General features: G+C 66.3%; 18 protein-coding genes and 1 pseudogene. 11 read left to right on the top strand and 8 right to left on the bottom strand.

What is annotated here, in order from left to right:
• Positions 1-9: 9 nt before the first annotated feature.
• Positions 10-4,212 carry a dermonecrotic toxin domain-containing protein gene (locus ACR9ZH_RS04710; RefSeq protein ID WP_481289597.1) on the bottom strand — a complete coding sequence of 1,401 codons (4,203 nt, stop codon included), beginning with the start codon at positions 4,210-4,212 and terminating at the stop codon, positions 10-12.
• 624 nt (positions 4,213-4,836) lie between these two features.
• Between ACR9ZH_RS04710 and ACR9ZH_RS04705 the strand changes: the two genes are divergently transcribed.
• Positions 4,837-7,080 carry a dermonecrotic toxin domain-containing protein gene (locus ACR9ZH_RS04705; RefSeq protein WP_481289596.1) on the top strand — a complete coding sequence of 748 codons (2,244 nt, stop codon included), beginning with the start codon at positions 4,837-4,839 and terminating at the stop codon, positions 7,078-7,080.
• Positions 7,081-7,103: 23 nt separating this feature from the next.
• Here the strand turns inward: ACR9ZH_RS04705 and ACR9ZH_RS04700 are convergent, their stop codons facing one another.
• Positions 7,104-8,360, bottom strand: coding sequence for an ammonium transporter (locus ACR9ZH_RS04700; RefSeq protein ID WP_481289595.1), 1,257 nt, complete (start codon positions 8,358-8,360; stop codon positions 7,104-7,106).
• A 152-nt stretch (positions 8,361-8,512) separates the two neighbouring features.
• Here ACR9ZH_RS04700 and ACR9ZH_RS04695 point away from each other — a divergent pair, with 152 nt between their 5' ends.
• From ACR9ZH_RS04695 to ACR9ZH_RS04655, 9 genes are all read left to right on the top strand, one after another.
• On the top strand, positions 8,513-8,947 hold the full coding sequence (locus ACR9ZH_RS04695) for an SUF system Fe-S cluster assembly regulator (RefSeq protein ID WP_481289594.1): 435 nt from the start codon (positions 8,513-8,515) through the stop codon (positions 8,945-8,947).
• Between the two features lie 14 nt (positions 8,948-8,961).
• Positions 8,962-10,422, top strand: a complete 1,461-nt coding sequence (sufB, locus tag ACR9ZH_RS04690; protein WP_481289672.1) for a Fe-S cluster assembly protein SufB — start codon at positions 8,962-8,964, stop codon at positions 10,420-10,422.
• Complete coding sequence (locus ACR9ZH_RS04685) at positions 10,422-10,832, top strand: ACT domain-containing protein (protein ID WP_481289593.1); 411 nt, start codon at positions 10,422-10,424, stop codon at positions 10,830-10,832. The genes sufB and ACR9ZH_RS04685 overlap by 1 nt, the downstream gene beginning before the upstream one ends.
• 18 nt (positions 10,833-10,850) lie before the next feature.
• Positions 10,851-11,636, top strand: coding sequence for a Fe-S cluster assembly ATPase SufC (sufC, locus tag ACR9ZH_RS04680; protein WP_481289671.1), 786 nt, complete (start codon positions 10,851-10,853; stop codon positions 11,634-11,636).
• Positions 11,633-12,952, top strand: a complete 1,320-nt coding sequence (gene sufD, locus ACR9ZH_RS04675) for a Fe-S cluster assembly protein SufD (RefSeq protein WP_481289592.1) — start codon at positions 11,633-11,635, stop codon at positions 12,950-12,952. Before sufC ends, sufD begins: the two co-directional genes overlap by 4 nt.
• Before the next feature lie 17 nt (positions 12,953-12,969).
• Positions 12,970-14,217, top strand: a complete 1,248-nt coding sequence (locus ACR9ZH_RS04670) for an aminotransferase class V-fold PLP-dependent enzyme (RefSeq protein WP_481289591.1) — start codon at positions 12,970-12,972, stop codon at positions 14,215-14,217.
• A gap of 76 nt (positions 14,218-14,293) precedes the next feature.
• The gene (locus ACR9ZH_RS04665) at positions 14,294-14,884 is read left to right on the top strand and encodes a GNAT family N-acetyltransferase (RefSeq protein ID WP_481289590.1); all 591 of its coding nucleotides are present in this window, start codon (positions 14,294-14,296) and stop codon (positions 14,882-14,884) included.
• A complete protein-coding gene (locus ACR9ZH_RS04660; RefSeq protein ID WP_481289589.1) occupies positions 14,881-15,195 on the top strand; it encodes a non-heme iron oxygenase ferredoxin subunit in 315 nt (104 codons plus the stop codon). Before ACR9ZH_RS04665 ends, ACR9ZH_RS04660 begins: the two co-directional genes overlap by 4 nt.
• 114 nt (positions 15,196-15,309) lie before the next feature.
• Positions 15,310-16,089, top strand: a complete 780-nt coding sequence (locus tag ACR9ZH_RS04655; RefSeq protein ID WP_481289588.1) for a CPBP family intramembrane glutamic endopeptidase — start codon at positions 15,310-15,312, stop codon at positions 16,087-16,089.
• 12 nt (positions 16,090-16,101) lie between these two features.
• Here the strand turns inward: ACR9ZH_RS04655 and ACR9ZH_RS04650 are convergent, their stop codons facing one another.
• Entirely contained in the window at positions 16,102-17,112 is a 1,011-nt protein-coding gene (locus ACR9ZH_RS04650) for a YeiH family protein (protein WP_481289587.1), read from the bottom strand.
• Positions 17,113-17,202: 90 nt separating this feature from the next.
• Here ACR9ZH_RS04650 and ACR9ZH_RS04645 point away from each other — a divergent pair, with 90 nt between their 5' ends.
• Entirely contained in the window at positions 17,203-18,078 is an 876-nt protein-coding gene (locus ACR9ZH_RS04645) for a LysR family transcriptional regulator (protein ID WP_481289586.1), read from the top strand.
• Between the two features lie 282 nt (positions 18,079-18,360).
• Here the strand turns inward: ACR9ZH_RS04645 and ACR9ZH_RS04640 are convergent, their stop codons facing one another.
• The 5 genes and pseudogenes from ACR9ZH_RS04640 to ACR9ZH_RS04620 form a co-directional block, all read right to left on the bottom strand.
• Positions 18,361-19,341, bottom strand: coding sequence for a response regulator (locus tag ACR9ZH_RS04640; RefSeq protein ID WP_481289585.1), 981 nt, complete (start codon positions 19,339-19,341; stop codon positions 18,361-18,363).
• Positions 19,338-19,907, bottom strand: coding sequence for a chemotaxis protein CheB (locus tag ACR9ZH_RS04635; RefSeq protein ID WP_481289584.1), 570 nt, complete (start codon positions 19,905-19,907; stop codon positions 19,338-19,340). Before ACR9ZH_RS04635 ends, ACR9ZH_RS04640 begins: the two co-directional genes overlap by 4 nt.
• Positions 19,904-20,740: a CheR family methyltransferase gene (locus ACR9ZH_RS04630; RefSeq protein WP_481289583.1), complete on the bottom strand. Its 837-nt coding sequence runs from the start codon at positions 20,738-20,740 to the stop codon at positions 19,904-19,906. The genes ACR9ZH_RS04635 and ACR9ZH_RS04630 overlap by 4 nt, the downstream gene beginning before the upstream one ends.
• 1 nt (position 20,741) lies before the next feature.
• On the bottom strand, positions 20,742-24,266 hold the full coding sequence (locus ACR9ZH_RS04625; protein WP_481289582.1) for a response regulator: 3,525 nt from the start codon (positions 24,264-24,266) through the stop codon (positions 20,742-20,744).
• Positions 24,267-24,362: 96 nt separating this feature from the next.
• Positions 24,363-24,573: pseudogene (locus tag ACR9ZH_RS04620) on the bottom strand (CPBP family intramembrane glutamic endopeptidase); the annotation flags it as partial.

Below are 24,573 nucleotides of genomic sequence, written 5' to 3'. Positions count from 1 at the left end.
AGCGTTCCCCTACCTTGCGACCGGGGAAGGCCGGGGAAGAAGGTTCATGCGAATGACGGTATCAGCGAGGCGCTGGACGTCAAACGCCGGGAGCTTCGTTGCCGCCGGGTCCTGTCCGTTTGGCATCACCTCGTGAGGTGGAGCGAAGTAGGCCATGTAGTCTTGCCGTGCCTTACGCGTTCCCAGCCAATCCAGGCCTGCATGGCGTACCGGCGTGTCATGGACGTAGCGGTCGCGAAGGTATTTGCCGTACTCCAGTTCGGAAATGGGATCATGCAGGGGATTCCACAGATTGGAACGCACAGGCGTCGACAGCATTCTGCGGGTGAACTCCACCGGAGATTCCCACGCTTCGGCGCCGTCGGGCTTAAGCGATTTCATCCGGACCCCGGAGGCTTCCCATTGGTGGGCGACCTCCATGGCGCGCGAAGGGTAGTCCGCTGCGCTCGTCGTGATGTCATACATCTCATCGACGATGACTGTTCCTTCTTGCAGTCCACCGATGACTTGTCCGTTGCTACCCCCCGGCACCGCGAATGCCAGTGAGTCGGCATCGAGCGGCATGATCAGGGTGAAGACGTGCTCCGGCGTTCCGCTGACGAGCGCAACGTGGGCATCCTCGCGCAACATGCCTCGCAACCGCCTGGTGGTCATCAACGCTTTGATATGGCGATCGGTTGGCTCCAGCTTGAGGAAGGCGCTGACGGGGCGTTCTTCTCTTACCAGCTCGGCATAGGTTTCGGTATCTGTTGGGGAGGAGCTTCCGCCCTGTCGTGCTCCATCGGGTACGGGCAGAACGAGCTGCCGGTCCGCGTGGGGCGATACCGGAGGCTCGGGTAGCGGCGTTTGCGGCCGTTCGGCTGGAACCGGGCGGCCTTCCATGTCGATACGCGTCGCGAATGCCATGGGTTCGTGCGAACCCGGAGGCCGCAGGATCAACTCCAGGCCACCGTCGGCCGCCATGCCGGTCGACGCGAGGAAGGCCCGGAAGGAGCGCAGCATCGGTTGCGGAATACTGTCCACGACCCGCTCGAGGCCAGCGGGGCCGGCCCTGAACGTGGAAGGCAGTTTTTCGGAAATCGCGGCGAGGGTCTCGAGGTACTCGCCGGGGGCGGCCGGGGCGAGACCCTCGCGCACGCCCGTGTCCGGGAACCACAAGCCGCCGCGGTCGACCACGAAGCGGCCGGTGCCGCGGCTCACGCCATCCCTCGTTACGAGGATCTCCCGTGTGCCGTCCTCCCGATCCGGCCCGGTCTCGACCAGGTGCGTACGCCCGTCCAGGTGTCTCAACCGAACGTAATGGCGGCCATCCTCCGTCCACTGATCGTATCGCCGGACGCCTTCGCGTTCCGAGGGAGGAACGTCATCGAGCGTCAGATGCCCAAGGCTCGCCGGCAGGAGCGCGCTTTCCTCATCCACGATTTCCCGCAGAAGATCCGTGAAGTCGATCGTCTCTTGGCGAAGGTTGGTTTCCGCCTGGCGTAGCCAGCGACGCTGGTCCGCCGTCAGCTCTTCGTGCTCGTCGACGAGCGCATGGCGAAGGCGCGACAGGCGTCTGAAGACTTGTCTTTCCTTAGGCGTGCGTAGCATCGGATCGATCCAGGATCGATGCATGCGCTGGAGTATGCCCCGGGTCGACCTTGCGTCGATCGCGTCGGCAAGGAGTGCGCGGAAGTCGGCTTCTTGCTGCGGGCGTTCCGGGTTCCCGGCTATCGCCTCGAAAATCGTGGGATACCTGACCGGCTTAGCCCTTGGATCGGCGGAGAGGGCATAACCGTCGCCTACGCGTTGCAATCCCAGGGTGGAAGGGGGAAGGGCGTTGGAGGCGTGCTCCGTGCCGTCGGGCGATACAGCCATCTCGAAGCTGCCGTCCTGACGGTACAGGGCCAATGGCCGGCCGTGCTGCTTGGCAATGAGCGGCGCTATCAGCCTGACCTCGGCAGCGCTCCATCTGCCCGCGTCCGCATCCCGCAGGCGGGAGGGCAAGGTCTCGATGAAACCGTGTCCCAGGGCGAGATTCAGCAGCGGCGAAGACGGCGTCGCATTCGGTCCGGAACGGGGCAGTTCGGCCAGCTGGTTTTCCGACGCGCCCAGTTCTTTCAGGATCCGTGCCGCCCGATGGAAGGTACGCGGATCCGCGGTGAGGTCGTGCCTGACCAGTTCGGCAAGGACGCTGCCCTCGAGGTAGTTCTGCGCATCGAAGGCAAGCTGCCAGGTACCGTCCGCTTCTTTTGCAATGAGCGGCCCGTCCGTGCCGTCCTGCAACACGATCCGGTATCCGCGGCTGTCCGCGGCGAGCTTGAATGTCCGATTGCGGCCTTCGCGGATACGTATGCGGTTATAGATCTGCACGTATCTATCGCCGTTGTCGATGAAGATGCCGTCCGCTCTCAGTGTCGCCGTTTCCGGAAGCCGTACCGTGTGTCGCTCTGACTCTGCATGCACCCATAGGCCGGGCGTGTCGTTGCGCTTGCGGTATAGCCGGTTGGATTGTCTGGGCCGCCAGCCGGGCGGAGTCACAGGACCCAGGGGATAGCCGAGCCTTCCATTGACCCGCCGCGGCGGTACGAAAGCCGGCGTGTCCGTCTCTGCGCTACCGGCGCGGGGACGGCCAAAGACGCTGCCCACCGGAACGCTGTAGAGAAGCGTTCCGGCCACCTGCTCGACACCTTCCTCCCTCGCTTCGGCCGTGCGGCCATCGATTCCCTGCTCGATTCCGGTCGCGGTGCCTTCGACCGCGGTAATCCCCTGGATCGTCAACGCCAGCGGACGCAGCAGGCCCAGGGGCGAGAGTAGCGCCGCGGTACGGTTGAGCGTCGTGCGCCAGGCTTCCCACGCCGTGCTGGTCTGCATCCTGGCATCCTCGCGCAGCCGCCGTTCCACCTGCGTCCGCATGTCTTCGAAGACGTCGCCGGCGATGGTTTCGTTCGCGTGGTCGATGCCCATGTCGCCGGCGTTCCAGGCCCCGCTGCCGATCTTCTCCAGTCCGTGCGCCACGCCCGTCCAGAACGTACCGTCCTGGCTTTCATAGGTGGAGAAGTGCGAGAGCAGCGCATCCAGCGTTCCCGGATTCCCTGCCCGCGCCCGCACCCACTGGCGAAGCGCCTGCTCGCTGCCGGCCGTCACGAAGGCCGGATGTCCGCCCGGGATGTACATCACCTCGCTGCCGTCGGTGTCGACGAAGCGGACGAGATCGGTAGCCGTGTAACCATTGATGTCGAAGCGCCTGGTCTCGACGCCGCCATCGCGTGCGGAGCTGCGTAACTGGGCCAGCGTCAGGGGACCGTCGAGCGGCACCTGCGGCGCGCCTCCGCGCATGACCAGCGTGTACTGCTCGTGGGTCAGTTCTTCCGCATCGCGCGCCTGTCGTGCCACGGTGACGAACTCGTAGCGTGCAAGTACCGGCCAGTTCGCGCGGTTCGCGGCCCAGTAACTTTCCAGCTCGGCGTTCAGCCGGGTGACGTAGGGCAGCTCCGCGAACGTGGTGGGGGCTCCGAAGGCCTCAACCAGTTGTGACAACCGCCATGGACTGGCGTAGTCCGCAGTGAAGCCGCCCCTGCGATAAATGCCGAAGGCCTCGTCCAGGGCTCGCGTGTCCTCGCCCACTGTCTCGACCACATTCCCTGGGGCGAAAAAGGTGTTGTAGATATACCCCGGGCCTGTCCTGCTCCACAGGAACCGGCCCACGGTGGCGAAGAAGCTTCGCGCGTCGCGGCTGTGCCCGAGCTTCTTGCCGAATGCTATCGGGCTGTCGCTGCCCTGGCCGCCTGACATGACCCCGCCGGCGGAATCGGCAGCCCTCGCGAAGAGGGTGTGCCGGGAATGTTCCGGAAAGGCTTCCATCAGCGCATCGACCAGCGGCATATGGTGGTCGGGGTTCCCGCTGGTCCGATCGGACGCCGTCGCGAAATGAGCGACCACGTAGGCGTCGCCATCGATTCCGAGGTGGACCTGGATGAACGCCGTCGCGACGCTTCGCGCATCCGGCACGGGCGCTGCCAGCGTGCGTGTCGACAGCGTCTGGAAGGCAGTCACATCGGCGGCACGGGCGAACTGAGGAGCTATCGAGAACCTGGGCGATACCGCGGACGACCTTTCGTGTTCGTCCAACCGGTCGACGGAGAAGTCGGCGGCCGCCACCTCACCTGCTGCGTTGACGGAAGCCAGAGCGGCGAGCGCGACGAGAACAGCGATGGAGGACGAGCGGCTCATTCTCGAGTGATGGGCGGGAAATCCGGCGCCGCAAACGATAGCCAAGTCCCATGAGCGACGCTGTCAGGGAAGGACCATGCAGGGTAAGAATTGCTCGTGCGTCCGCGCGCCGAGGGACCACAACAAGCTCAGGCCGACGCAGAGTCTGCAACCGGACAGGATTCTCAGCGCGTCCCTACGCGCATGTACGCAGGCCTCGAACTGCGTCGTCTCGGGATTTGACGCAGACTTTTCTTTCCCGAGTTCCATCCGGACGGCATCTGACCCGCTGCGCCCTGAACAACTGCGGCGTCAGCGATCCCATCGTTGCGCATCTATACAAGGAAGGTATGCATGACCTCTTTTTCCTCCATGGCGCGAGTGAGGTTCGCCACCGCTTTGCTGGGCGCCATGCTTCCATCGGTGGAGGCCACTGGGCAGGTAGCGATCAACTATTACCCGGACACGGATGAGGAAGCGCCGGTTGCGAAGAGAGAAATCGAGCAGGTCCTGAACCTGCCACTGTTCGTGCCACTGTTCGCCACGCAGGAGGACGCGGAGGCATTCTGGGACATCTCCCTGGACGCTTACGGCATGCCCGCGCCGAGCGCGCGGACGGTGGCCAAGGCATTCCTCAAGCACCACATGGGCGTCGACGGCGACGCGCTGGTGGTGGCGCATTTCCCTTCCGCGGAGGCACGCCAGCAAGGTAAGCCGGACCATCAGACGAGCCTGACGGACGCGCTGATGGAGGCGTTCCCGGAGCACTCGCGGCATACCTTGTTCGCCTGGGCGGCCGATGGCGTGGAGGGACTCATGACCGGCGGCGAGGAAAGCCCCGGCGTGCTGGCCTTCGCGGAAGATCTTGTCCATGGAGGAAACGCCGGGATCTTGTTCAAGAAGATCGGGGCCTTCCTCTGGAGCCGGACGATCGGCGGGTACGTCCAGAATACGTTCTTCGCGCGGGGCAACGTGCGCGAAACCACGAACGAGGACGCGCGCCCGCTGGACGAAGCCTTCGGCATCTTTGTGAAGGGCGGTGGCTTCATGCCAGCCGGTTCCAGCCGGCTGCGCCTGTCGCGAGTAGTGGAAATGCTTGGGGTACCCAATGCCTTCGCGGAGCTTCCCTATGTAAACGAACTGAACAGGGCGCTGGACAGCTACTGGGATGCACACCGGTCGACGTGGCCGGTGGTGGCGCGGTACCGGTTCGTGGGTGAGGCCCGCAGGGCGCACGCGACCGGGGTGCTGGATTGGAAACAGTTCGAACAGGTAATGCGCGACGGGGCCCGCCATGTGCCGCTGGAAGGCCCGATCACGCTGGAGCAGTTGCGACAGACCACGCCGACTGCCAACAGGGTACGCCGCTTCGATATCAATGGTTATGCATCCGACGACATCGTCCGCTTCGTGGCGGCGGATGGTAGCGAAGTGATGTACATCCCGGGCAGCGATCGTCCATTCGTGGCATTCCGCAACGAAAAGGCGCTTCGGCAATGGGTCGTGGAGCAGGCGAAAACCGCGGCATCCTTGCACGCGCTGCTCTCGCACTTCTCCATCTACAACAACAAGGACGGGACGTTCTGGACAGGCGTGGCAAACTCGCTGAAGAAGATCGCCGATGGAGTATGGGCTGCCGATGGCCGTTCGATAGACCATGTCGGGCAGGCCATCGCGGGCGATCTTTTCGAGGACATGGGCGCGCGGACGGAGGCGCGCATGCGGGACGACGCGCGGATGCAGGTGAGCACGGCCTGGGAGGCATGGCGAACCACCATCGATCGTACGATCGAGCTGCTGGGCCCGCTGGGCTTCGTACCGGTGCTGGCGATTCCGGTGCAGGTGGGATCGGGGCTGGTGGGTCTGGGTACGGGGATCGAGCAGGGCATCGACGGGAGGACCGTGGAAGAGCGACGGGCAGGATTCGGGCAGGCGGTGTTGGCGGCGGTGACCACGGTTCCGCTTGCTGCCGCCTTCTCTCGCCCGGGCAAGAGCGCGGCCACTGCCAAAGGAACCAAAGGCGGGTCGCCTTCATTCGTATGGCCGAAGCGGGTCAATGGACGGATCGGCTATCCCATGGGGATGAGGCGGCCGCCGCGCTGGCCTTCCGCGGCGAACAACACACTCGAGCCGCGCCGCGAGTTCGATCTGTTGATGGCTCCGGAAGAGGAAGTCCGGCCAGCCGCCATCTACAAGGACCCCGTGCAACAACTCGTCGTCAGGGGCTATACCGTTGCCGCCGTTCCCGATACCGAGGCGGTCAGGGTCGACAAGGTCATCGCATTGAAAAAAACGCAGATCGACGGGCTGCGCCACCGGCTGGATGATTTCCGGCTGGACGGCATCTTGGATGAAAATGGCAAATGGCCCCGGAACAGCCGGGGTTACCGCACGGCGAATCATTCCATCGTCTATCGCGTCGACGCCAGATCGCCATCGGAGCTGCTGGCCCAGGGAGAATTCGGAGTCAGCCCTCGTTTCGATGCGCTGGAAGAGATGCTGCCGGGACGCGCCACCATAGGAAGCGGATCGCTTTCGGCGAGTGAGCATGTATTCCGGGGGTGGGAGAACAGCGGCTTTGCCGGTCATGACAGCTTCAACCAATATGCCGTCTGGGCCGAAGGACGCGAGGTCGCCTCCGCATCGGACAACCTGTCGCCCAGCCAGCATGAGGCCAGCCTGGACGAAGTTCACTTTCCGGCAGACATCCCCGCGAAGGATATCTTCATCATCGATTCCCATGACCCTGCCGTTCGCAGGGCGATCGCCGCGATCGTCGAATCCAGGCACGTTTCGACGCCTTATGGCGTTCCCCTGGAGGCTTTCGTGAAGTACGTCGAAGGCCGGCTCGATATCAACGCCCCGAACGAGTTCTCCGACGTGCGTTAGACCGGCACCCCGGATCGCGGCGACTACGACAGGTTGTAGCCGCGCTCCTCGTGCAATGCCAGGTCGAGTCCGAGCTGTTCCTGTTCGTCGTCGACGCGCAGGCCCATCGTTACGGCGATACCCTTGAAGATCGCGTAGCTGATCGCCGCGCTGTAGACGATGGTGAAGCCGACGCCCTCGAACTGGATCCAGAGCTGCGACCATGGCCGCGTCACATCCCCGAAACCGCCCAGAGCAGGCGATGCCAGCGGCCCGGTAAGCAGGGCGCCGAAGATGCCTGCCATGGCGTGCACGCCGAAGACGTCCAGCGAATCGTCATAGCCAAGCCGGCGCTTCAGCCGCGTCGCGCAGAAGAAGCACACGATGCTTGCGGAGAAGCCGAGGACGAGTGCGCCTCCGGGTCCGCACGTGCCCGCGGCGGGTGTGATCGCCACGAGTCCCGCCACGGCACCCGACGCGATGCCGAGCACGCTGGGGCGGCGATGCAGGATCCATTCGATGGCCGTCCAGCCCATGGCCGCGGCCGCCGTCGCGATCTGCGTCACCAGGATCGCCATCGCGGCGCTTCCGTTCGCGGCGACCGCGGAACCGGCATTGAAACCGAACCAGCCGACCCAGAGCATGCTCGCGCCGATCAGCGTGTAACCGAGATTGTGCGGCGGCATCGGCGTGGACGGATAACCGCGGCGTTTGCCGATGACGAGGCAGCCGACGAGGCCGGCGATACCTGCATTGATGTGCACTACGGTGCCGCCGGCGAAGTCGATGACGCCCAGGTCGCCGAGGAATGAGCCGGGACCGCCCCACACCATGTGCGCCAGCGGCAGATAGGCGAAGGTGAACCAGAGTGCGGTGAAGACGAGCATCGCCGAGAACTTCATGCGTTCGGCGACGGCGCCGACGATAAGCGCCGGCGTGATGATCGCGAAGGTCAGCTGGAACGCTACGAACAGCGCCTCGGGTATCGTGCCGTGCAGGCTGCCCGGTTTCAGCCCGGCCAGCATGGCGTGCCCCAACCCGCCCACGAACGAATGCAGTCCGGTGTCGCCGGCGGCCATGCCGGCGTCGTCGAAGGCGACGGAGTAGCCGTACACGACCCACAGCACGGTGACGACCGCGGTGATCGCGAAGCATTGCATCAGCACCGACAGCAGGTTTTTCGCCCGCACCATCCCGCCGTAGAAAAGGGCCAGGCCTGGAATGGTCATCAGGAGCACGAGCATCGTCGCCGTCAGCATCCAGGCTGTGTCGCCGGAATCGAGCAGGATCTCGGAGCGCATCAACATCGACCTCCCGGGTACGGACCAGCGCGTTCGATCGATGTTACGCATGAGGCGCCGCCGACCGGCAAATGCACCGGATTGGTGCATTTGCATTCAGGGCGCCAAATCAGTACCATTTTAGTCCGGTATTGACGACCCACCCCTTCCCCATGCTCCGTGTCAGCCGACTGACCGACTACGCGACGGTGGTGATGACTTGCATCGCCGCCCACCCTGCCGACGTTCTGAGCACCGCCCAGATCGCGGAGGAGACGCGCCTCGAACTTCCCACCGTGTCCAAGCTGCTGAAGCTGCTCGGCCACGCAGGGCTGGTGGACTCCTTCCGCGGGGTCAATGGCGGCTACCGCCTGGCGCGGCCGGCGGAGGCGATCAGCCTTGCCGATATCGTCGAAGCCATGGAAGGGCCGATCGGCCTCACCGAGTGCAGCCTGGCCGAGGGCCACTGCGAGCGGCAATCCACCTGCGGGATCAGCGGCAGCTGGCGCTCCGTATCGGGAACGATCGATGGGGTGCTGCGCGCCATGACCCTGGCACAGATGCTGGCCGGGCGCCCCACGGCGCCGGCCGTACAGGCAAACGCATGAACGAGAGCGAGAACATGACACGCGAAGTGGCAGCGCCGGTACGCGACAACGCCGAAGTCGAAGCGGCCCTCAATCGCCGCTACGAAGCCGGCTTCGTTACCGACATCGAATCCACCACGCTTCCCCCGGGTCTCGACGAAGACACCGTCCGCCAGCTGTCGGCGATCAAGGGCGAACCGGAATGGATGACCGAGTGGCGCCTGGCCGCCTACCGGCATTGGCTGACCATGCCGGAGCCGGACTGGGCGAAGCTGGACATCGCGCCGATCGATTACCAGGCGGTGAGCTATTACTCGGCGCCGAAGGCCGGCCCGAAATCGCTGGACGAGGTCGATCCGAAGCTGCTCGAAACCTACGAGAAGCTGGGCGTGCCGCTGCACGAGCGCGCGCGCCTCGCCGGGGTGGCCGTGGATGCGGTGTTCGATTCGGTGTCCGTGGGCACCACCTTCCGCAAGGAGCTGGCCGAGGCCGGGGTGATCTTCTGCTCCATGTCCGAGGCCATCCGCGACCACGGCGACCTGGTCCGCCAGTACCTGGGTAGTGTGGTGCCGGCGGGCGACAATTATTTCGCCGCGCTGAATTCGGCGGTGTTCTCCGATGGCAGCTTCGTGTTCATTCCCAAGGGCGTGCGCTGCCCGATGGAGCTGTCCACGTATTTCCGCATCAACGCGATGAATACGGGACAGTTCGAGCGCACGCTGATCGTGGCCGAAGACGATGCCTACGTGTCGTATCTCGAAGGCTGCACGGCGCCGATGCGCGACGAGAACCAGCTGCACGCGGCCGTGGTGGAACTGGTCGCTCTGGAGCGCGCGCAGATCAAGTACTCCACCGTGCAGAACTGGTATCCCGGCGACGAGAACGGCGTCGGCGGCATCTACAATTTCGTGACCAAGCGCGGCGACTGCCGGGGTGCGGATTCCAAGATCTCGTGGACCCAGGTGGAAACCGGTTCGGCCATCACCTGGAAGTACCCCAGCTGCGTGCTGCGCGGCGACCGCTCGGTGGGCGAGTTCTACTCGGTGGCGCTCACGCACCACCGCCAGCAGGCCGATACCGGCACCAAGATGATCCACATCGGCAAGGGCACGAAGTCCAAGATCGTGTCCAAGGGCATCAGCGCGGGGCGTAGTTCCAACAGCTACCGCGGGCTGGTGAAGATCGAGAAGGGCGCCGACGGTGCGCGCAACTACACGCAGTGCGATTCCCTGCTGATCGGCAAGAAGTGCGGTGCGCACACTTTCCCCTACATGGAAGTGAAGAACCCGAGTGCCATCGTGGAGCACGAGGCCACCACCTCGAAGATCTCCGACGACCAGCTGTTCTACTGCCTCTCGCGCGGCATCGGCGAGGAAGATGCGGTGTCGATGATCGTCGACGGCTTCTGCAAGCAGGTGTTCCGCGAACTGCCGATGGAATTCGCCGTGGAGGCGAAAAAGCTGCTCGAGGTGTCCCTCGAAGGCGCGGTGGGCTGATGGGCATCATCGGCTCCGCGCCCGGTCTCACCGACCTGCGTGTACTGCTCGCCGCGCTCGATCCGGAGATCGATCCGGTCGCGAAGCGCTTCCTGCACGTGTCGCACGAGAAGGCGCGCGAGCGCATGGGCGATGCCCTGATGATGTTTCGCGAAGCCGAAGGCACCACGCTCATCGTCGACGTGGATGAGGCCGATGCCGCCGGCAGCGAGCGCATGCTCTGGGCGCGCATCACCTTGCGCGTGCAGTCCAGCCTCACCGCGGTCGGCATGATGGCCGCCGTTTCCGCCGCGCTGGCCAAGCGCGGCATTCCCTGCAACCCCGTTTCCGCGTTCCTGCACGACCACATCTTCGTGCCCTGGGAACGCCGCGACGACGCGCTCGACGCGCTCTCGCACCTCACGCCCTGATTGGACCGCGCCATGCACATGCTCAAGATCGACAACCTCCACGCCCGCGTCGAAGGCAAGGAGATCCTCAAAGGCCTTTCGCTCACCGTGAAGCCGGGCGAAGTGCACGCCATCATGGGCCCGAACGGGGCCGGCAAGTCCACGCTCGGCAACGTGCTCGCGGGCCGCGACGGTTACGAGGTCACCCAGGGCACGGTGGATTTCGCCGGCCGCGACCTGCTCGCGCTGGAGCCCGAGGAGCGCGCCGCCGTCGGCGTGTTCCTCGCCTTCCAGTACCCGGTCGAGATCCCGGGCGTGAACAACACCTACTTCCTGCGTGCGGCGCTCAATGCGCAGCGCAAATTCCGCGGCGAGGAAGAACTGGATTCCATGCGCTTCCTGAAGCTGGTGCGCGAGAAGCTCAAGGTGATGCAGATCTCCGACGAACTGCTTCACCGTGCGGTGAACGAAGGCTTCTCCGGCGGCGAGAAGAAGCGCAACGAGATCTTCCAGATGGCCGTGCTGGAGCCCAGGCTGGCGATCCTCGACGAAACCGATTCCGGCCTGGACATCGACGCGCTGAAGCAGGTGGCCGAGGGTGTGAATGCCCTCCGCTCGCCGGACCGCTCCTTCGTCATCGTCACCCATTACCAGCGCCTGCTCGACTATATCGAGCCGGATTTCGTCCATGTGCTGGCCGGCGGCCGCATCGTCGAAAGCGGCGACAAGGACCTTGCCCTCAAGCTGGAGGAGCAGGGTTACGCCTGGCTTGCCGAGACACACCCGGAATTGCGCAAGGCCGACCTTGCAGGAGCGCCGGCATGAGCAACGCGCCGTCCCCCTTCGTGCGGGCGGCCCTGGATGCCGCCGGCGCACTGCCGGCCAGCGGCATCGCCTGGCTGGACGCCGCCCGTCGCGAGAATCTCGACGCCTTCGCCGAGGCCGGCCTGCCGGAAGGACGCAACGAGGCCTGGAAGTACACCCCGCTGCGCGCGCTGGCGCAGCGCGCGTTCGCACTGGCGGATCGCGGCGTCGCCACGAAGACCGCCATCGACCCGTCGCTCTACGCCCTCCCGGGCGTCGAGGGTGCGCGCATCGTATTCGTCGACGGCATGTTCCGCGCCGACCTGTCCTCGCTCGACGCGGCAGGAATCGAACTGGCTCCGCTCTCCGTTGCGCTGGCTGCTAACGCCGAACCGCTGCGCTTCGCCCTCGCCAGCCGCTATCGCCGCGGCGCAGCGGATGCGTTCGTACACCTCAACGCCGCCCTAGCGGGCGATGGCTTCGTGCTGCGCGTCGCCGATGGCATCGCCGTGGAGCGCCCGCTGCACGTCGTGCATGTGTCGAGCGGTGCCCAGGCGGACACCGCGTGGCATGTGCGCCTGCTGGTCGAGCTCGGCAAGGGTGCGGCGGCCGACATCGTCGAGCATTTCGTTTCCGCCGGTGAGTCCGCCCAATTGGGTACGGTCGTTTCCGACGTCGTGCTGCGCGAGGGAAGCCGTCTCGGTCTCGTCGTGTTGCAGGATGCTTCGGTGGCGACGACCCTGGTCCGCCGCAGCCAGGTCCGCCTGGACGCGAATGCCGGGGCGACGCTGCACGCGCTGGAACTGGGTGGCGCGCTGGTCCGCCACGAACTGCATGCCGACCTCGAAGGCGACGGCGCGCGCTTCGACTCGCGCGGCGTCTTCGCGCTCGCCGGCCGGCAGCACGCCGACACCCAGCTGGAAGTCCGTCACAAGGCGCGCGACACGGCATCCGACGCCTTGTGGCGCGGAATCGCCGATGGCCGCTCGCGCGGCGTATTCCGCGGCGCGATCCTCGTCGCCGAAGGTGCCGACGGCGCCGATGCCGCGCTCAGCAACAAGAACCTCCTGCTCTCGGGCATGGCCGAGATCGACACCAAGCCCGAGCTCGAGATCTACGCCGACGAGGTCAAGGCCGCGCACGGCGCGACCATCGGCCAGCTCGACGAGCGCTCGCTGTTCTACCTGCGCTCGCGCGGCATCCCGCTGGCGAACGCGCGCAGCCTGCTGACCCTCGCCTTCTGCCGGGCGGCGCTCGAATCGTTGCCGAACGACGCCTTGCGCGAACACCTTGGCGAGCTGCTGGTCGCCCACCTGCCGACCGAGCCCGCCGAATAAGCCTCCGGAGCCAAGCCATGAATGCCAAGCCCGCGCCAGTCATGTCGCCGCTGGATGTCGAGCGCATCCGCGCCGACTTCCCCCTGTTGTCGCGCACGGTGCACGGCAAGCCGCTGATCTACTTCGACAATGCCAACACCGGCCAGAAACCCCGCTCGGTGATCGAGGCGGTCGACCGGCACTACCGCGAGCACAACGCGAACGTGGCGCGCGCCGTGCATCAGCTCGGCGAGGAAGCCACCTCGGCCTATGAGGGCGCGCGCGATGCCATCGCACGCTTCATCAACGCGCCGTCGCGCGACGAGGTGATCCTCACCTCGGGCACCACGCAGTCGATCAATCTCGTGGCGTACAGCTACGCGTTGCCGAAGCTCAAGCCGGGCGACGCCATCCTCACCACGGTGATGGAGCACCATGCCAACATCGTGCCGTGGCAGCTCGTGGCCGGGCGTAGCGGCGCCACGGTCAAGGCCGCGCCGATCGACGAGAACGGCGAGCTGATCCTCGAGAAATATTTCGCCATGCTCACGCCCGACGTGAAGCTGGCCTGCGTCACCCATGTCTCGAACGTGCTCGGCACGGTGAATCCGGTGCGCGAGATCGCGCGCGAGTGCCGCAAGCGCGGCATCCCCCTGCTGGTGGACGGCTCTCAGGCGGCGCCGCACCGGGCCATCGACGTGCAGGCGCTGGGTTGCGACTTCTACGCCATTACCGGGCACAAGATGCTTGGCCCCACGGGTACCGGCGCGTTGTGGGCGAAGCGGGAACACCTGATGGCGATGCCGCCGTTCTTCGGCGGCGGCGAGATGATCCGCGAGGTGCGCTTCGAGGGTACGGTGTTCGCCGATCCGCCGCACCGCTTCGAGGCGGGCACGCCGAACATCGCCGGTTTCGCCGGCATCCCGGCCGCCATCGATTACATCGAGGGTATCGGCTTCGATCGCCTCCACGCCGCCGAGCAGGACCTCCTGGCCTACGCCATCGACGCGATGGAGAGCGTGCCGGGCATCCGCATCTTCGGGCGTGCGAAGGAGCGCGAACCGGTCGTCTCCTTCCTCATCGAAGGTGCCCACGCGAACGACATGGCCACCCTGCTGGACCTGCAGGGCGTCGCCGTCCGCTCCGGCCACCACTGTGCCCATCCGCTGATGCATTTCTTCGGTGTGCCGGCCACCCTCCGTGCCTCGCTCGCCTTTTACAACACGAAGGCCGAGGTGGACGGTTTCATCGAGGCGATCGCCAAGGTTCGCAAACTGCTGTTGTAGGAGCGCGCCTGCGCGCGAAGCCTTTCGCGCCGGTCCGGAAGGTGGCGCGCCAGCTCCCGAGTCACGGCCTCAAAACATGTCGCGCGTAAGACGCGCTCCTACACCAGGCCGTCGCCGCATTAGACTCTTTGCCATGAGCCCTAAACACACCTTCCGCATTGCGACCCAGGCCGATGCCCCGGTCATCGCCGCCCTGGTCGAATCCGCCTATCGCGGCGAAGCCAGCAGGGCCGGCTGGACTACCGAAGCCGATTTCCTGCACGGCCGCCGCACGGATGTGGCGGAAATCGAAGAATTGCTCACCAGCGAGAATGGGCGCTTCGTGCTGTTCGAGCGCGACGGGCTGGTCGCCGCGTCCTGCTATATCGAGCGCCAGGGCACGGTCTGCTACTTCGGCATGTTCTCCGTGCACCCGCCGTTCCAGGGCACGGGTATCGGCCGCATGGTGATCCAGGAAGTGGAGCGCATCGCCCGCGAGGAGTGGCAGTGCGACCGGGTGGAGATGACTGTCATCGACATCCGCGCCGAGCTGATCGCGTGGTACGAGCGCCGCGGCTACGTCCGCACCGGCCGCACCAAATCCTTCCCTTATGGCGACGAACGCTTCGGCATCCCGCAGCGCGACGACCTGCGGTTCGAATACCTGGTGAAAGAGTTGCGCTCATGAATGGATGGGTCAAGGTCGGCACGCGCAGCGAGATCCTTCCCGGGGAATTCAAGGTGGCCTGGGACGGCGACACGGCCATCGCCGTCTACAACATCGACGGCGACCTCTACGCCATCGAGGACGTCTGCACGCACGACGGGGGCGAACTGGCCGGCGGCCCCCTCCATGGCTTCGAAGTGGAATGCGTGCGCCACGGCGCGCGCTTCGACCTGCGCTCAGGCGAGGTCACCTGCCCGCCGGCCTACGAGCCGGTGGCCGTCTTTCCGGTGAGGGAAGAAGACGGCTTCATCTGGACGCGCGACGACCGATAACAGGAGCGCCCTGGGGCAGCCGGGCGAACCGGTAAGCGCCGACGCATTCGTTATAGCGTGCGAGGCACGCCGGCCCTAAGCTTTCCGGGCGTCTGCCTACCTACCGGGACATCCATGTTCAAGGACCACCGTTGGCGTGCTGCGCTCGCCTTCGTGCTCCTGTTCTTCCTGTACCAGGGCGCGGAAGGCATCGGCGCCCGCCTTCTCGACAACCTCGCCGTCCAGGCCGCCTTCATGCTGGCCATGCTTGCCGCCGCGTGGCCGCTTGGCCGCTGGCTCGGCTTTCGCGGCTACGACGCGTACGCGTTGGAGTGGCAGCGGGCAACGCCCGTGTTGCTGGCCGGCGGCCTGGTCCTCGCCTTGCTGGTCAAGTACGTCGCCGTCTGCATCGGCATGGCGTTCAATGTCTACGTGGCCCGTGCGCCGGCCGTGCCTTCGGTCGCCTCGGTATCGTTTCTCTCGTCCATTCCCTGGGCACTGGTCGCCACCTTCGTGCCTTCGGTCGCCGAGGACATCCTCACCCGCGGTTTCCTCTACCGTGCATTGCGCGTGCGCTGGGTGCCGTGGGTGTTCGTGCTGTCGAGCAGCGTCCTTTACGTGCTGAACCACATCTACCGGCTGGGCGCGGGTCCGGCGGAATGGACGATGCTGTTCTGCTTCGGCCTCGCCTATGCCACGGCGGTGGTCCGCACCGGCTCGCTATGGCTGGCCGTGGGCCTGCACTGGGGCTGGAACCTGGCCAACGTGCTGATCGGGGACATCCTCCCCTACCAGGTTGTGTCGCCGGTGTGGTCGCCACTGCTGTCCGCCGGTGCGCATCTCGTGATGCTCGGCCTCCTGTTCGCCGTTCCGCTGCAATTCGAACGGGAAGGGCTGCGTCCCGATCCCGCCTGAGCGGCGTGTCGCCTACCAGCGGCCGATCAGGTGCTGCACCAGCAGGCTGGTCAGCGCTACGGCGGCCCAGACGCCGAGGCCGAGCAGGATCGGCCGCGGTCCCGTGGAGGCCATGCGGCGCAGATCGGCGGACAGGCCGATGGCGGTGAGCGCCACGATGATGAGGCACTCCGCGACGAAGTGGATTACCGGTAACGCCGGGGCGGGGACGATGCCGGTCGTGCGGATCACCGAGGCGACCAGGAACCACAGGATGAACCAGGGAAAGATCCTCGCGATGCTGAAATCCGATGCGCCGCCGCGCTTCTCGCGCCAGGCCACGATCAGCGCGATGGACAAGCTGATAGGAATGATGAGGGTGGCGCGGGTGAGCTTCACGATGGTGGCGTAGTCGCCGGCAGCGTGGCTGTAGCTGTAACCGGCGGCGACCACTGACGAGGTGTCGTTGATCGCCGTGCCGGCCCAGAGACCGAAGCCGAGATCGGACAGGCCCAGCCAATGGCCGAGGGCGGGGAACAGCAGCACGGCGACGAGGTTGAACAGGAAAATCGTGGAGATGGCGAACGCGGTGTCGTGTTCGTCCGGCTTCACGATCGGCACGATGGCCGCGATCGCCGAGCCGCCGCAGATGGCCGTGCCCACGCCGATCAGCAGTTTCAGCGTGTCGTGCACGCGCAGCAGGCGACCGAGGATCCAGGCCGCGAGCCCGGCGGCGGCCACGGTGGCAAGCGTGACCGACAGAGATTCCAGTCCGGTATGCGCCACCTGGGTGATGCTGAGCCCGAAGCCGAGCGCGATGATCGACCATTGCAGCACCTGCTTCGAGGCGAAGCGGATGCCCGGCAGGAAGCGCGCGGAGGGCGGCGCGAACTGGCGCAGGACGATACCCAGGACGATACCCCATACGGCACCGCCCACGAGGGGCATGAGCCGCCCGAGGACGAAGGCGACGGCGGCCACGGCGAAGGCGAGGACGATGCCGGGCAGGCGGGAGGGTTGGATGGCGGCGGCGACGGTCGACACGGGCGGTTTTCCTTGGAGGCTTACGCATTGTCCGCGCGGGCACGCTATAAGCATATTGAAAAAGACTTATGTACAGTATAAACAACGCTTATGCAGTCGGTCAGCCCGCGCCAACTCGAAGTCTTCGTCACCGTCGCCACCACGGGCAGCGTGCGCGCGGCCAGCGAACGCCTCTTCATGAGCCAGCCCGCGGCCAGCATGGCCTTGGCGGAGCTGGAGCGGCAGATCGGTGCCCCGGTGTTCTCGCGCGAGCGCGGCAGGCTGCATCTCAACGACCGCGGCCGTGAACTGCTCCCGCTGGCGCGTGAACTGATCGAGCGCCACGCGGAATTCGCGCGCATGGCCGAAGGAGCGGTGACGGGTCTGTCGGGGGAGATCGGCGTCGGCGCCAGCAACACGGTCGGCAATTACCTCGTCGGCGATCTGCTGGGCCCGTTCGTCGCCGCGCACCCGGGCGTGTCGCTGCGGCTGGGCGTTGCCAATACTGCACGCATCGCGCAGGGCGTGCTTGACCACGATTTCGACATCGGCTGCGTCGAAGGCCCGGTCACGCATCCGGCACTGGAAGTCCGCCCCTGGCGCGACGACCGTCTGGTGGTCTGCGCGCGGCCCGATCATCCGCTCGCGGCGAAGAAGCGCTTGCGCAGGGAAGATTTCGCCGGACAGCGCTGGGTACTACGCGAGCGCGGATCGGCGACGCGCGCCCTGAGCGAGCGAGCGCTGGCGGAACTGCCTGAGGGCAGCACGGTGCTCGAGCTGGACCAGTCGGAAGCGATCAAGCAGGCGGTCATCGCCGGACTGGGCATTGCGTGCCTGCCGGAAGTGGCCGTTGGCGACGCAGTGCAGGTGGGCCGCCTCTCGATCCTGCCGACGCCCTTCCTCGACCTGCGCCGCACGCTGTCGGTGCTGCTGCACCGGCAGCGCTATCGCGGGGCGGTGCTGGAAGCATTTCTCGCGAGTCTCTGAAGGGCTCTGTGTGGGAGATCCTGATGTTCAACTGTATGTAGCCGGGCCCTGTGTGGGAGCAACGGTCTTTTGTGGGAGCCCGCTTTGTGTGGGAGCCGCTTCAGCGGCGATTGGGTGCTTGCGACAAGCTTGCCCGCTGCCGCGGGATCGCCGGCGTAGCCGGCTCCCACAGGGCCTCAGGCTGCTCCCACAGGGCTTCAACCAGCTCCCCCGGGCCCCAGCCGGCTCCCACAAGACTTCAGCCAGCTCCCACGGGTTTTCGTCTGGTTCGTGTGCCGGGCATCAGCCCAGGATGCAGCGGTTCTTCCCGCTGCGTTTCGCGACGTACATTGCCACGTCGGCCGCGATGATCACGTCGTCGTAGTCCGCGCCTTGCTGGAACAACGTCACGCCTATGCTCGCGCCGACGCGGACGGGCAGGCTGCGGTCACCCATGTCGAGGGTGTACGGGTCGGCCAGTGCGTCGCATAGCACCTGGCAGCGGGCGAGGGCGGTTGGGCCGTCCGGCGTGTCGTGGAGGATCACGGCGAACTCGTCGCCACCCAGGCGCGCCACCGTGTCGCTCGCACGTGTGCGTGCGTCGATGCGGCCGGCGATGGCCTTCAGCAGTTCGTCGCCCGCGGCATGACCCTCGCTGTCGTTCACGCCCTTGAAGCCATCGATGTCGATATAGGCGAGCGCGGAGGTGGCCTCGCCGGAGGCGATGGCGGCCTCGAGGCGTTCGCGGAACAGCACCCGGTTGGGCAGGCCGGTCAATGCGTCGTGGGTGGCCTGGTGGCGGACCATCTCTTCCATGCGGATGCGCTCGGCGATTTCGCCGGTGAGCTGGCGGTTGCGCAGGGAAAGCTCGTCGAGCGCCTGCTGCAACAGGGCGCGCGCCCGGTACAGCTCGAGGAAGACCTTCACCTTCGACTGCAGGATCACGTCGTTGATCGGTTTGGCGATGTAATCGACCGCTCCCGAGCGGTAACCCTTGATCCGGTTGATGTCGTCCGCGTAAGCGGCGGTGACGAAGATGATCGGCGTTTCCCGCAGATGATCGGCCTCCGACATCAGCTGGGCCACTTCGAAGCCGTCCATCTCCGGCATGTTCACGTCGAGCAGCACGAGGGCGAATTGATGGTCGAGGCACAGGGCGAGCGCCTCGTTGCCACTGCCTGCTTCGAAGATGTCGGCTTCGGTGCGCGACAGGAGGTGGCGCATCGCGACCAGGTTGGCCGGCGTGTCGTCGACGACGAGGATCTTGGGACGGATCGGGTTCATGGCGGGCACAGCTCGTTCAGGGTTGCAGCGATGGCTTCGATGGGCAGGCAGGTATCGGCGCCCGCGATGCGCAGGCCGGCCAGTGGCATGGCCTTGGATTCCGCATCGTCGGGATCCTGCACGACGGCATGGCCACCGGCCCGCCGGATGGCGGCGAGGCCATGCGCGCCGTCGGCATTGGCGCCGGTCATCAGCACGCCGACCAGGCGTCCGCGCCACGCATCGGCGGCGGTCTCGAAAAGCACGTCGATCGACGGTCGTGCGAAGGATACTTTCGCGTCGACACTCAGGGAAAAATGGAAATTCTCTTCGACCAGCAGGTGATAGCCGGACGGTGCGACATGAACGACGCCGGGATCGGCCGGGGCGCGCTCGCGTGCCTCGGCCACGGGCAGGGAGGAACTCCGACCCAGCAGGTCAACCAGCAAGGAGACGTCGGGAGAGCCCGTGTGGCAGCAGACGACGACGGGAACGCGCAGACGCGGGTCGAGTCCGGGCAATACGCGCTGCAATGCGTTCAGGCCGCCGGCGCTGCAGCCCATCACGATGGCGTCGTACCGGTTCATGACGCGCCGGGACTCGCGCCGCCGCTTGCGCGGTAGATACGCAGCGCGGGATCCACGCTCGCGAATTCCGCAGCCACGGGCGAGAAGTCGAGATTCTCGCGCGAACCGAGGCAGAGGAAGCCGCCGCGAACGAGGCTGTCGCGGAACAGCTCGAGCGTGCGGTCCTGCAGGGCGTTGTCGAAGTAGATCAGCACGTTGCGGCAGAGGATGAGGTGCGCTTCGCAGAAGACCTTGTCGGTCACCAGGTTGTGATTGAAGAAGGTGACATGGCGGCGCAGGCGCTGGTCGATGCGGATGAATTCATAGCGCGCGCTGTAGTAGTCGTTGAAGGAGCGACGGCCCCCGGCTTCGAGGTAGCCACGCGACCAGTCGCGCGCGTCCCTGGCCGGATAGATGCCTTCCGCCGCCACGGCGAGCGCCGCGTCGTTGAAATCGGTGGCGTAGATCCGCGTGCGCTCGTACAGCCCTTCCTCTTCCAGCAGGATGGCCAGGGAATACACCTCCTGCCCATGGGCGCAACCGGCCTGCCAGATATTGATCTGCGGGTAGGAGGCGAGCACCGGAAGCACCTTCTCGCGCAGGGCGCCGAAGACGGGCGGATCGCGGAACATGTCCGATACCGGCACCGACAGCCCCTCGATCACCCTGGCCACGAAGCCTTTCTCATGCAGCACGCGCTGCACGACGCCACTGATGCTTCCCGCGCCGTGGGCGCGCACGAGCTGCTGGAGCCGGCGTTTCAGGGACGCAGGCGCGTAGCCGCTGAAATCGTATCCGTGCCGCAGTTGCATGGCACGGATGAACAGCTGGATCTCGATGTCCTCGACGTCCACGTCAATCCCGAGGCGGCAGCCAGACCCGGATCATCGAGAGCAGGCGGTCGACATCGATGGGCTTGGACAGGTAGTCGTTGGCGCCTGCCTCCAGGCAACGCTCGCGGTCGCCACGCATGGCCTTGGCGGTGAGTGCGATGATCGGCACCTCGGACACGGCAGGCTTCGCGCGGATCTCGCGCATGGTCTCGTAGCCGTCCATGACCGGCATCATGATGTCCATGAGCACGAGCTCCACGCTGGCGTCGTTGTCCAGGATATCCAGCGCCTTGCGGCCGTCCTGCGCCATGGCCACGTCGAGGCCCTTCGTGCGGAGCACCTTGGACAGCGCGAACAGGTTGCGCATGTCGTCGTCCACGATGAGCACGCGGCGGCCGTGAAGATCGGTCTCCGCCGAACCCATGAGCGTATGCGGGGTCCCGGCAGGCGGCACGCTGCCATGGCGGATGGAGTGCAGGAACAGGCTCACCTCGTCCAGCAGGCGATCCGGCGAGCGTGCGCCCTTCACCACGATGCTGTCGGTGTATTGGCGGATGCGCATGCTTTCTTCGCGGGAGAGCTCGCGGCCGGAATACACCACCACCGGCGGGGTCCTGCCGCCTTGCGACATCCGTTCCAGCAGGTCGAAGCCCGACATGCCCGGCAGGCCAAGGTCGAGCACGATGCAGTCGTACGGCTTCCGTCCGCTCATGGCGAGCGCTTCTTCCCCCGACGCCGCTTCGTCGATCGCCACGGCGTCGTCCTTGAGCAGCGTACGCACCGCGGCGCGTGCGCTCGCATCGTCGTCCACCACGAGGAGCTGGCGGGTGCGGCCCTCGGCGAAATGCATCAGCCGCTCGAACGCGGTGGTGATCGATTCGCGGCTCACCGGCTTGGTAAGGAAGCCCACGGCGCCGAGTTCCAGGCCGCGCGTGGCGTCGTCCGTTGCTGAAATGAAGTGCACGGGGATGGGGCGCGTGGTGGCGTCTGCCTTCAGGCGTTCCATCACCGTCCAGCCGTCCATGCCGGGCAGCATCACGTCCAGCAGGATGCCGGTGGGGCGATAGCGGCGGGCCAGCGCAAGGCCCGACTCTCCATCCGCGGCGGCGAGCACGCGATGGCCCTTACGATGGATCATTTCCGCCAGGATGCGGGCGAAGGCGGGGTCGTCCTCGACGACGAGGATGATCGTGTCGCCCGGCTCCAGCGAGGCGCGGTCGTCCTCGATGCCGTCGGGAATCAGGCCGGGCGAGAGCGGCAGCGTGGCTTCGGCGGCAGCTTGCTGGTGGGAGACGGGAACGGGGCGGGCGCCCGTCGCAGGCGTGTCCTCGGGTATGAACAGGGTGAACGTGCTGCCCTCGCCCTGCTGGCTGTGCAGCGCGATGTCGCCGCCAAGCAGCTCGGCGATGCGCCGCGAGATCGCGAGGCCGAGGCCCGTGCCTCCGTATTGCCGGCTGGTGCTGGCGTCCACCTGCTCGAAGGCGTGGAAGACCCGCTCGAACTTGTCCGGGGGAATGCCGATGCCCGAGTCTTCCACGGCGATGGCGATGCAGCGCGCACGATCCATGCCGCGCGGCAGGGGAGCGTCGACGGCAGGGCGCGCGATCTCCACGACGACGCTGCCACTGGCGGTGAACTTGAAGGCGTTGCTCAACAGGTTGTTGACCACCTGTTCGAGCTTGCCCGCGTCGGTACGGATGGTCGGGGGCAGGTCCGGCGACAGCCGCACCTCGAAGTCCAGCTTCTTCTCCCGGGCGACGTGATTGAAGGTGCGGCCGAGCGTGCGCGCGAGATCGGCCAGCGCGAAGCCGTCGACCACCAGTTCCATCTTGCCGGCTTCGACCTTGGACAGGTCGAGGATGTCGTTGATGAGGCGCAGCAGGTTGGAGCCGGCATCGTGGATAATCCGCGCGGACTCCACCTGGCTGGCGTTGAGGTTCTCCTCGTCGTTGTCGGCCAGGCTGCGCGAGAGGATCAGCAGGCTGTTCAGCGGCGTGCGCAGTTCGTGCGACATGTTCGCGAGGAACTCGGACTTGTACTGGCTGGCCCGGGCCAGCTCCTCGGCCTTTTCCTGGGTGTCCCGCTGCAAGGCCTCCAGCGCGTCGTTCTGCCGGTTGAGCGCCGCGCCTTTCTCGCGCAGCTCCTCGTTCGAGGCGTGGAGTTCCTCGGCCTGCACGCGAAGCTCCTCTTCGGAAGCCACCAGCCGTTGCGACTGCTCCTGCAGCTCGGCGGTGCGGCGCAGGTTCTCCAGCGAGAGGGCGACGATCGGCATCAATTCCTCGAGCAGGTTCCGCTGCACGCCGGTGAGGGGTGCGAAGCTGGCGATCTCGAGGACGCCGAGCAGCGTGTCGCGCGACAGCACCGGCAGCAGGACCACGCTGCGCGGCAACGCCTCGCCGCTGGCCGAATGGATGCGCGTATAGTCCTCCGGCACATCGCTGAGGACGATGGTGCGGCGCTCCGCCGCCGCCTGGCCGACCAGTCCCTCGCCGGGCTCGTAGCTTCGCGGCGCATGCTGCCGTTCCTTGTATCCGTAGCTGCCGAGCAGCTCCAGCCTGCCGGTTTCCCCGCGGCGGACATAGAAGACGCCAAGGCCGGCATGCAGGCAGGTCGCCAGCTCCGACACCAGCGTGTCCGCGAACTCGCGGTAGCTGACGGCTTCCTGGAGGCGATTGGAAATGGCCGCCACCGAGGACTTCAGCCAGGTCTGCCCGGCGGTCTCGATGGCCATGTCCTTGAACACCTGCAGCGCCCGTGCGATCTCGCCGATCTCGTCGCCCCGCGTGAGCTGGCGCACCTCGATGTCGTGCTCGTGGTTGGCGAGCCGGGTCATCAGGCCGGTCATCTTCACGATGGGTTGGGTAACGAGGCGGGAGGTCGTGCGGATCACGAACCAGCCGAAGAGCAGGCAGGCCAGCAGGGAGCCGACATCGACCCAGCGCGTGATGGCCAGCTGGCGGTTGAGGGCCCCGTTACGCTCCTGCAGCAGGCCGTGCTCGGTGCTGGACATCTGCTCGATGAGCTGGCGGACGTCGTTCATCCGTACCGAGCGCTGCGTGAAGTAGTCCTGGCGGATGCGCTCCCGCTCCACCACGCCGTCCGCACCGGGCGCGCCGGCGGCGCGCATGGGCGTCAATCCCATCGCCATGGCTTCGGCCTTCCAGCGGTCCAGCATGGTCTCCAGGCGGTCCAGGCGGGATTCCTGGAGCGGGTTGTCCGCCATCAGCCCGCGCAGGCTCCTGAGATGAAGCGCGAGCTCGCCGTCCGCTGCGTCGAAATCGGCGGAGTCGCCGTCGTCCCGCGTGATCAGGTAGCCGCGCAAGGCGGCCTGCCGGGCCTGAGCGGCCTCGCTGGCGTCCGCCAGGGTCAGCAGCACTTCATACGTGTGCGAGGCCCAGTCGCGGCTTGCCTGCTCACGGCCGATCGAGGCCAGGTTGCCGAGGTTCGTGGCCACGAAGAGGAAGAGCAGGGCCCCGATGGCGAGGACGATCTTGCGCTGGAGGGGCTGGTCGGCCAGCCAGGTGTTCCGCTTTGGGAGAGTCTGCATGCTTGGTTGGCGTGTCGCTGGTGGCTGGCCGTGTCTTCGTTGGTACACCCAACGGGCGCGTCCTTCCATGGCGCGCGCCGCGTTATGCGGATCGTGTCACGCGATGGCGGCTTGCTTCCGCCGCCAGGACGGCGCGAGCAGGCTGCCGCGGCGCAGGGCGATGGCGAGGCAGAGGGCGGTCACCACGGAGCAGAGCCCCAGCGCGACCACCGAGGCTTCGGCGCCGCAGGCGCCGCCCGGGGGGCCGTTGGGGGCCGGCATATGCGCCGCCCCGCAGCCCCGCGGCGCGCAACCCCCAACCGGGGTG

This window comes from Luteibacter sp. SVR4-7G (genome assembly GCF_056755555.1).
Note: the sequence above shows the minus strand (reverse complement) of the source record. Positions and strands in the feature narration are given on the sequence as shown.

What these genes read in the sequence shown, in the direction of transcription:
- ACR9ZH_RS04710 (WP_481289597.1), bottom strand. Translation starts at nt 4,212, where the DNA reads ATGAGCCGCTCGTCCTCCATCGCTGTTCTCGTCGCGCTCGCCGCTCTG.
- ACR9ZH_RS04695 (WP_481289594.1), top strand. Translation starts at nt 8,513, where the DNA reads ATGCTCCGTGTCAGCCGACTGACCGACTACGCGACGGTGGTGATGACT.
- ACR9ZH_RS04640 (WP_481289585.1), bottom strand. Translation starts at nt 19,341, where the DNA reads ATGAACCCGATCCGTCCCAAGATCCTCGTCGTCGACGACACGCCGGCC.
- ACR9ZH_RS04660 (WP_481289589.1), top strand. Translation starts at nt 14,881, where the DNA reads ATGAATGGATGGGTCAAGGTCGGCACGCGCAGCGAGATCCTTCCCGGG.
- ACR9ZH_RS04700 (WP_481289595.1), bottom strand. Translation starts at nt 8,360, where the DNA reads ATGCGCTCCGAGATCCTGCTCGATTCCGGCGACACAGCCTGGATGCTG.
- ACR9ZH_RS04685 (WP_481289593.1), top strand. Translation starts at nt 10,422, where the DNA reads ATGGGCATCATCGGCTCCGCGCCCGGTCTCACCGACCTGCGTGTACTG.
- ACR9ZH_RS04635 (WP_481289584.1), bottom strand. Translation starts at nt 19,907, where the DNA reads ATGAACCGGTACGACGCCATCGTGATGGGCTGCAGCGCCGGCGGCCTG.
- ACR9ZH_RS04625 (WP_481289582.1), bottom strand. Translation starts at nt 24,266, where the DNA reads ATGCAGACTCTCCCAAAGCGGAACACCTGGCTGGCCGACCAGCCCCTC.
- ACR9ZH_RS04670 (WP_481289591.1), top strand. Translation starts at nt 12,970, where the DNA reads ATGAATGCCAAGCCCGCGCCAGTCATGTCGCCGCTGGATGTCGAGCGC.
- sufC (WP_481289671.1), top strand. Translation starts at nt 10,851, where the DNA reads ATGCTCAAGATCGACAACCTCCACGCCCGCGTCGAAGGCAAGGAGATC.
- ACR9ZH_RS04655 (WP_481289588.1), top strand. Translation starts at nt 15,310, where the DNA reads ATGTTCAAGGACCACCGTTGGCGTGCTGCGCTCGCCTTCGTGCTCCTG.
- sufB (WP_481289672.1), top strand. Translation starts at nt 8,962, where the DNA reads ATGACACGCGAAGTGGCAGCGCCGGTACGCGACAACGCCGAAGTCGAA.
- sufD (WP_481289592.1), top strand. Translation starts at nt 11,633, where the DNA reads ATGAGCAACGCGCCGTCCCCCTTCGTGCGGGCGGCCCTGGATGCCGCC.
- ACR9ZH_RS04665 (WP_481289590.1), top strand. Translation starts at nt 14,294, where the DNA reads ATGTCGCGCGTAAGACGCGCTCCTACACCAGGCCGTCGCCGCATTAGA.
- ACR9ZH_RS04705 (WP_481289596.1), top strand. Translation starts at nt 4,837, where the DNA reads ATGGGCGTCGACGGCGACGCGCTGGTGGTGGCGCATTTCCCTTCCGCG.
- ACR9ZH_RS04645 (WP_481289586.1), top strand. Translation starts at nt 17,203, where the DNA reads ATGCAGTCGGTCAGCCCGCGCCAACTCGAAGTCTTCGTCACCGTCGCC.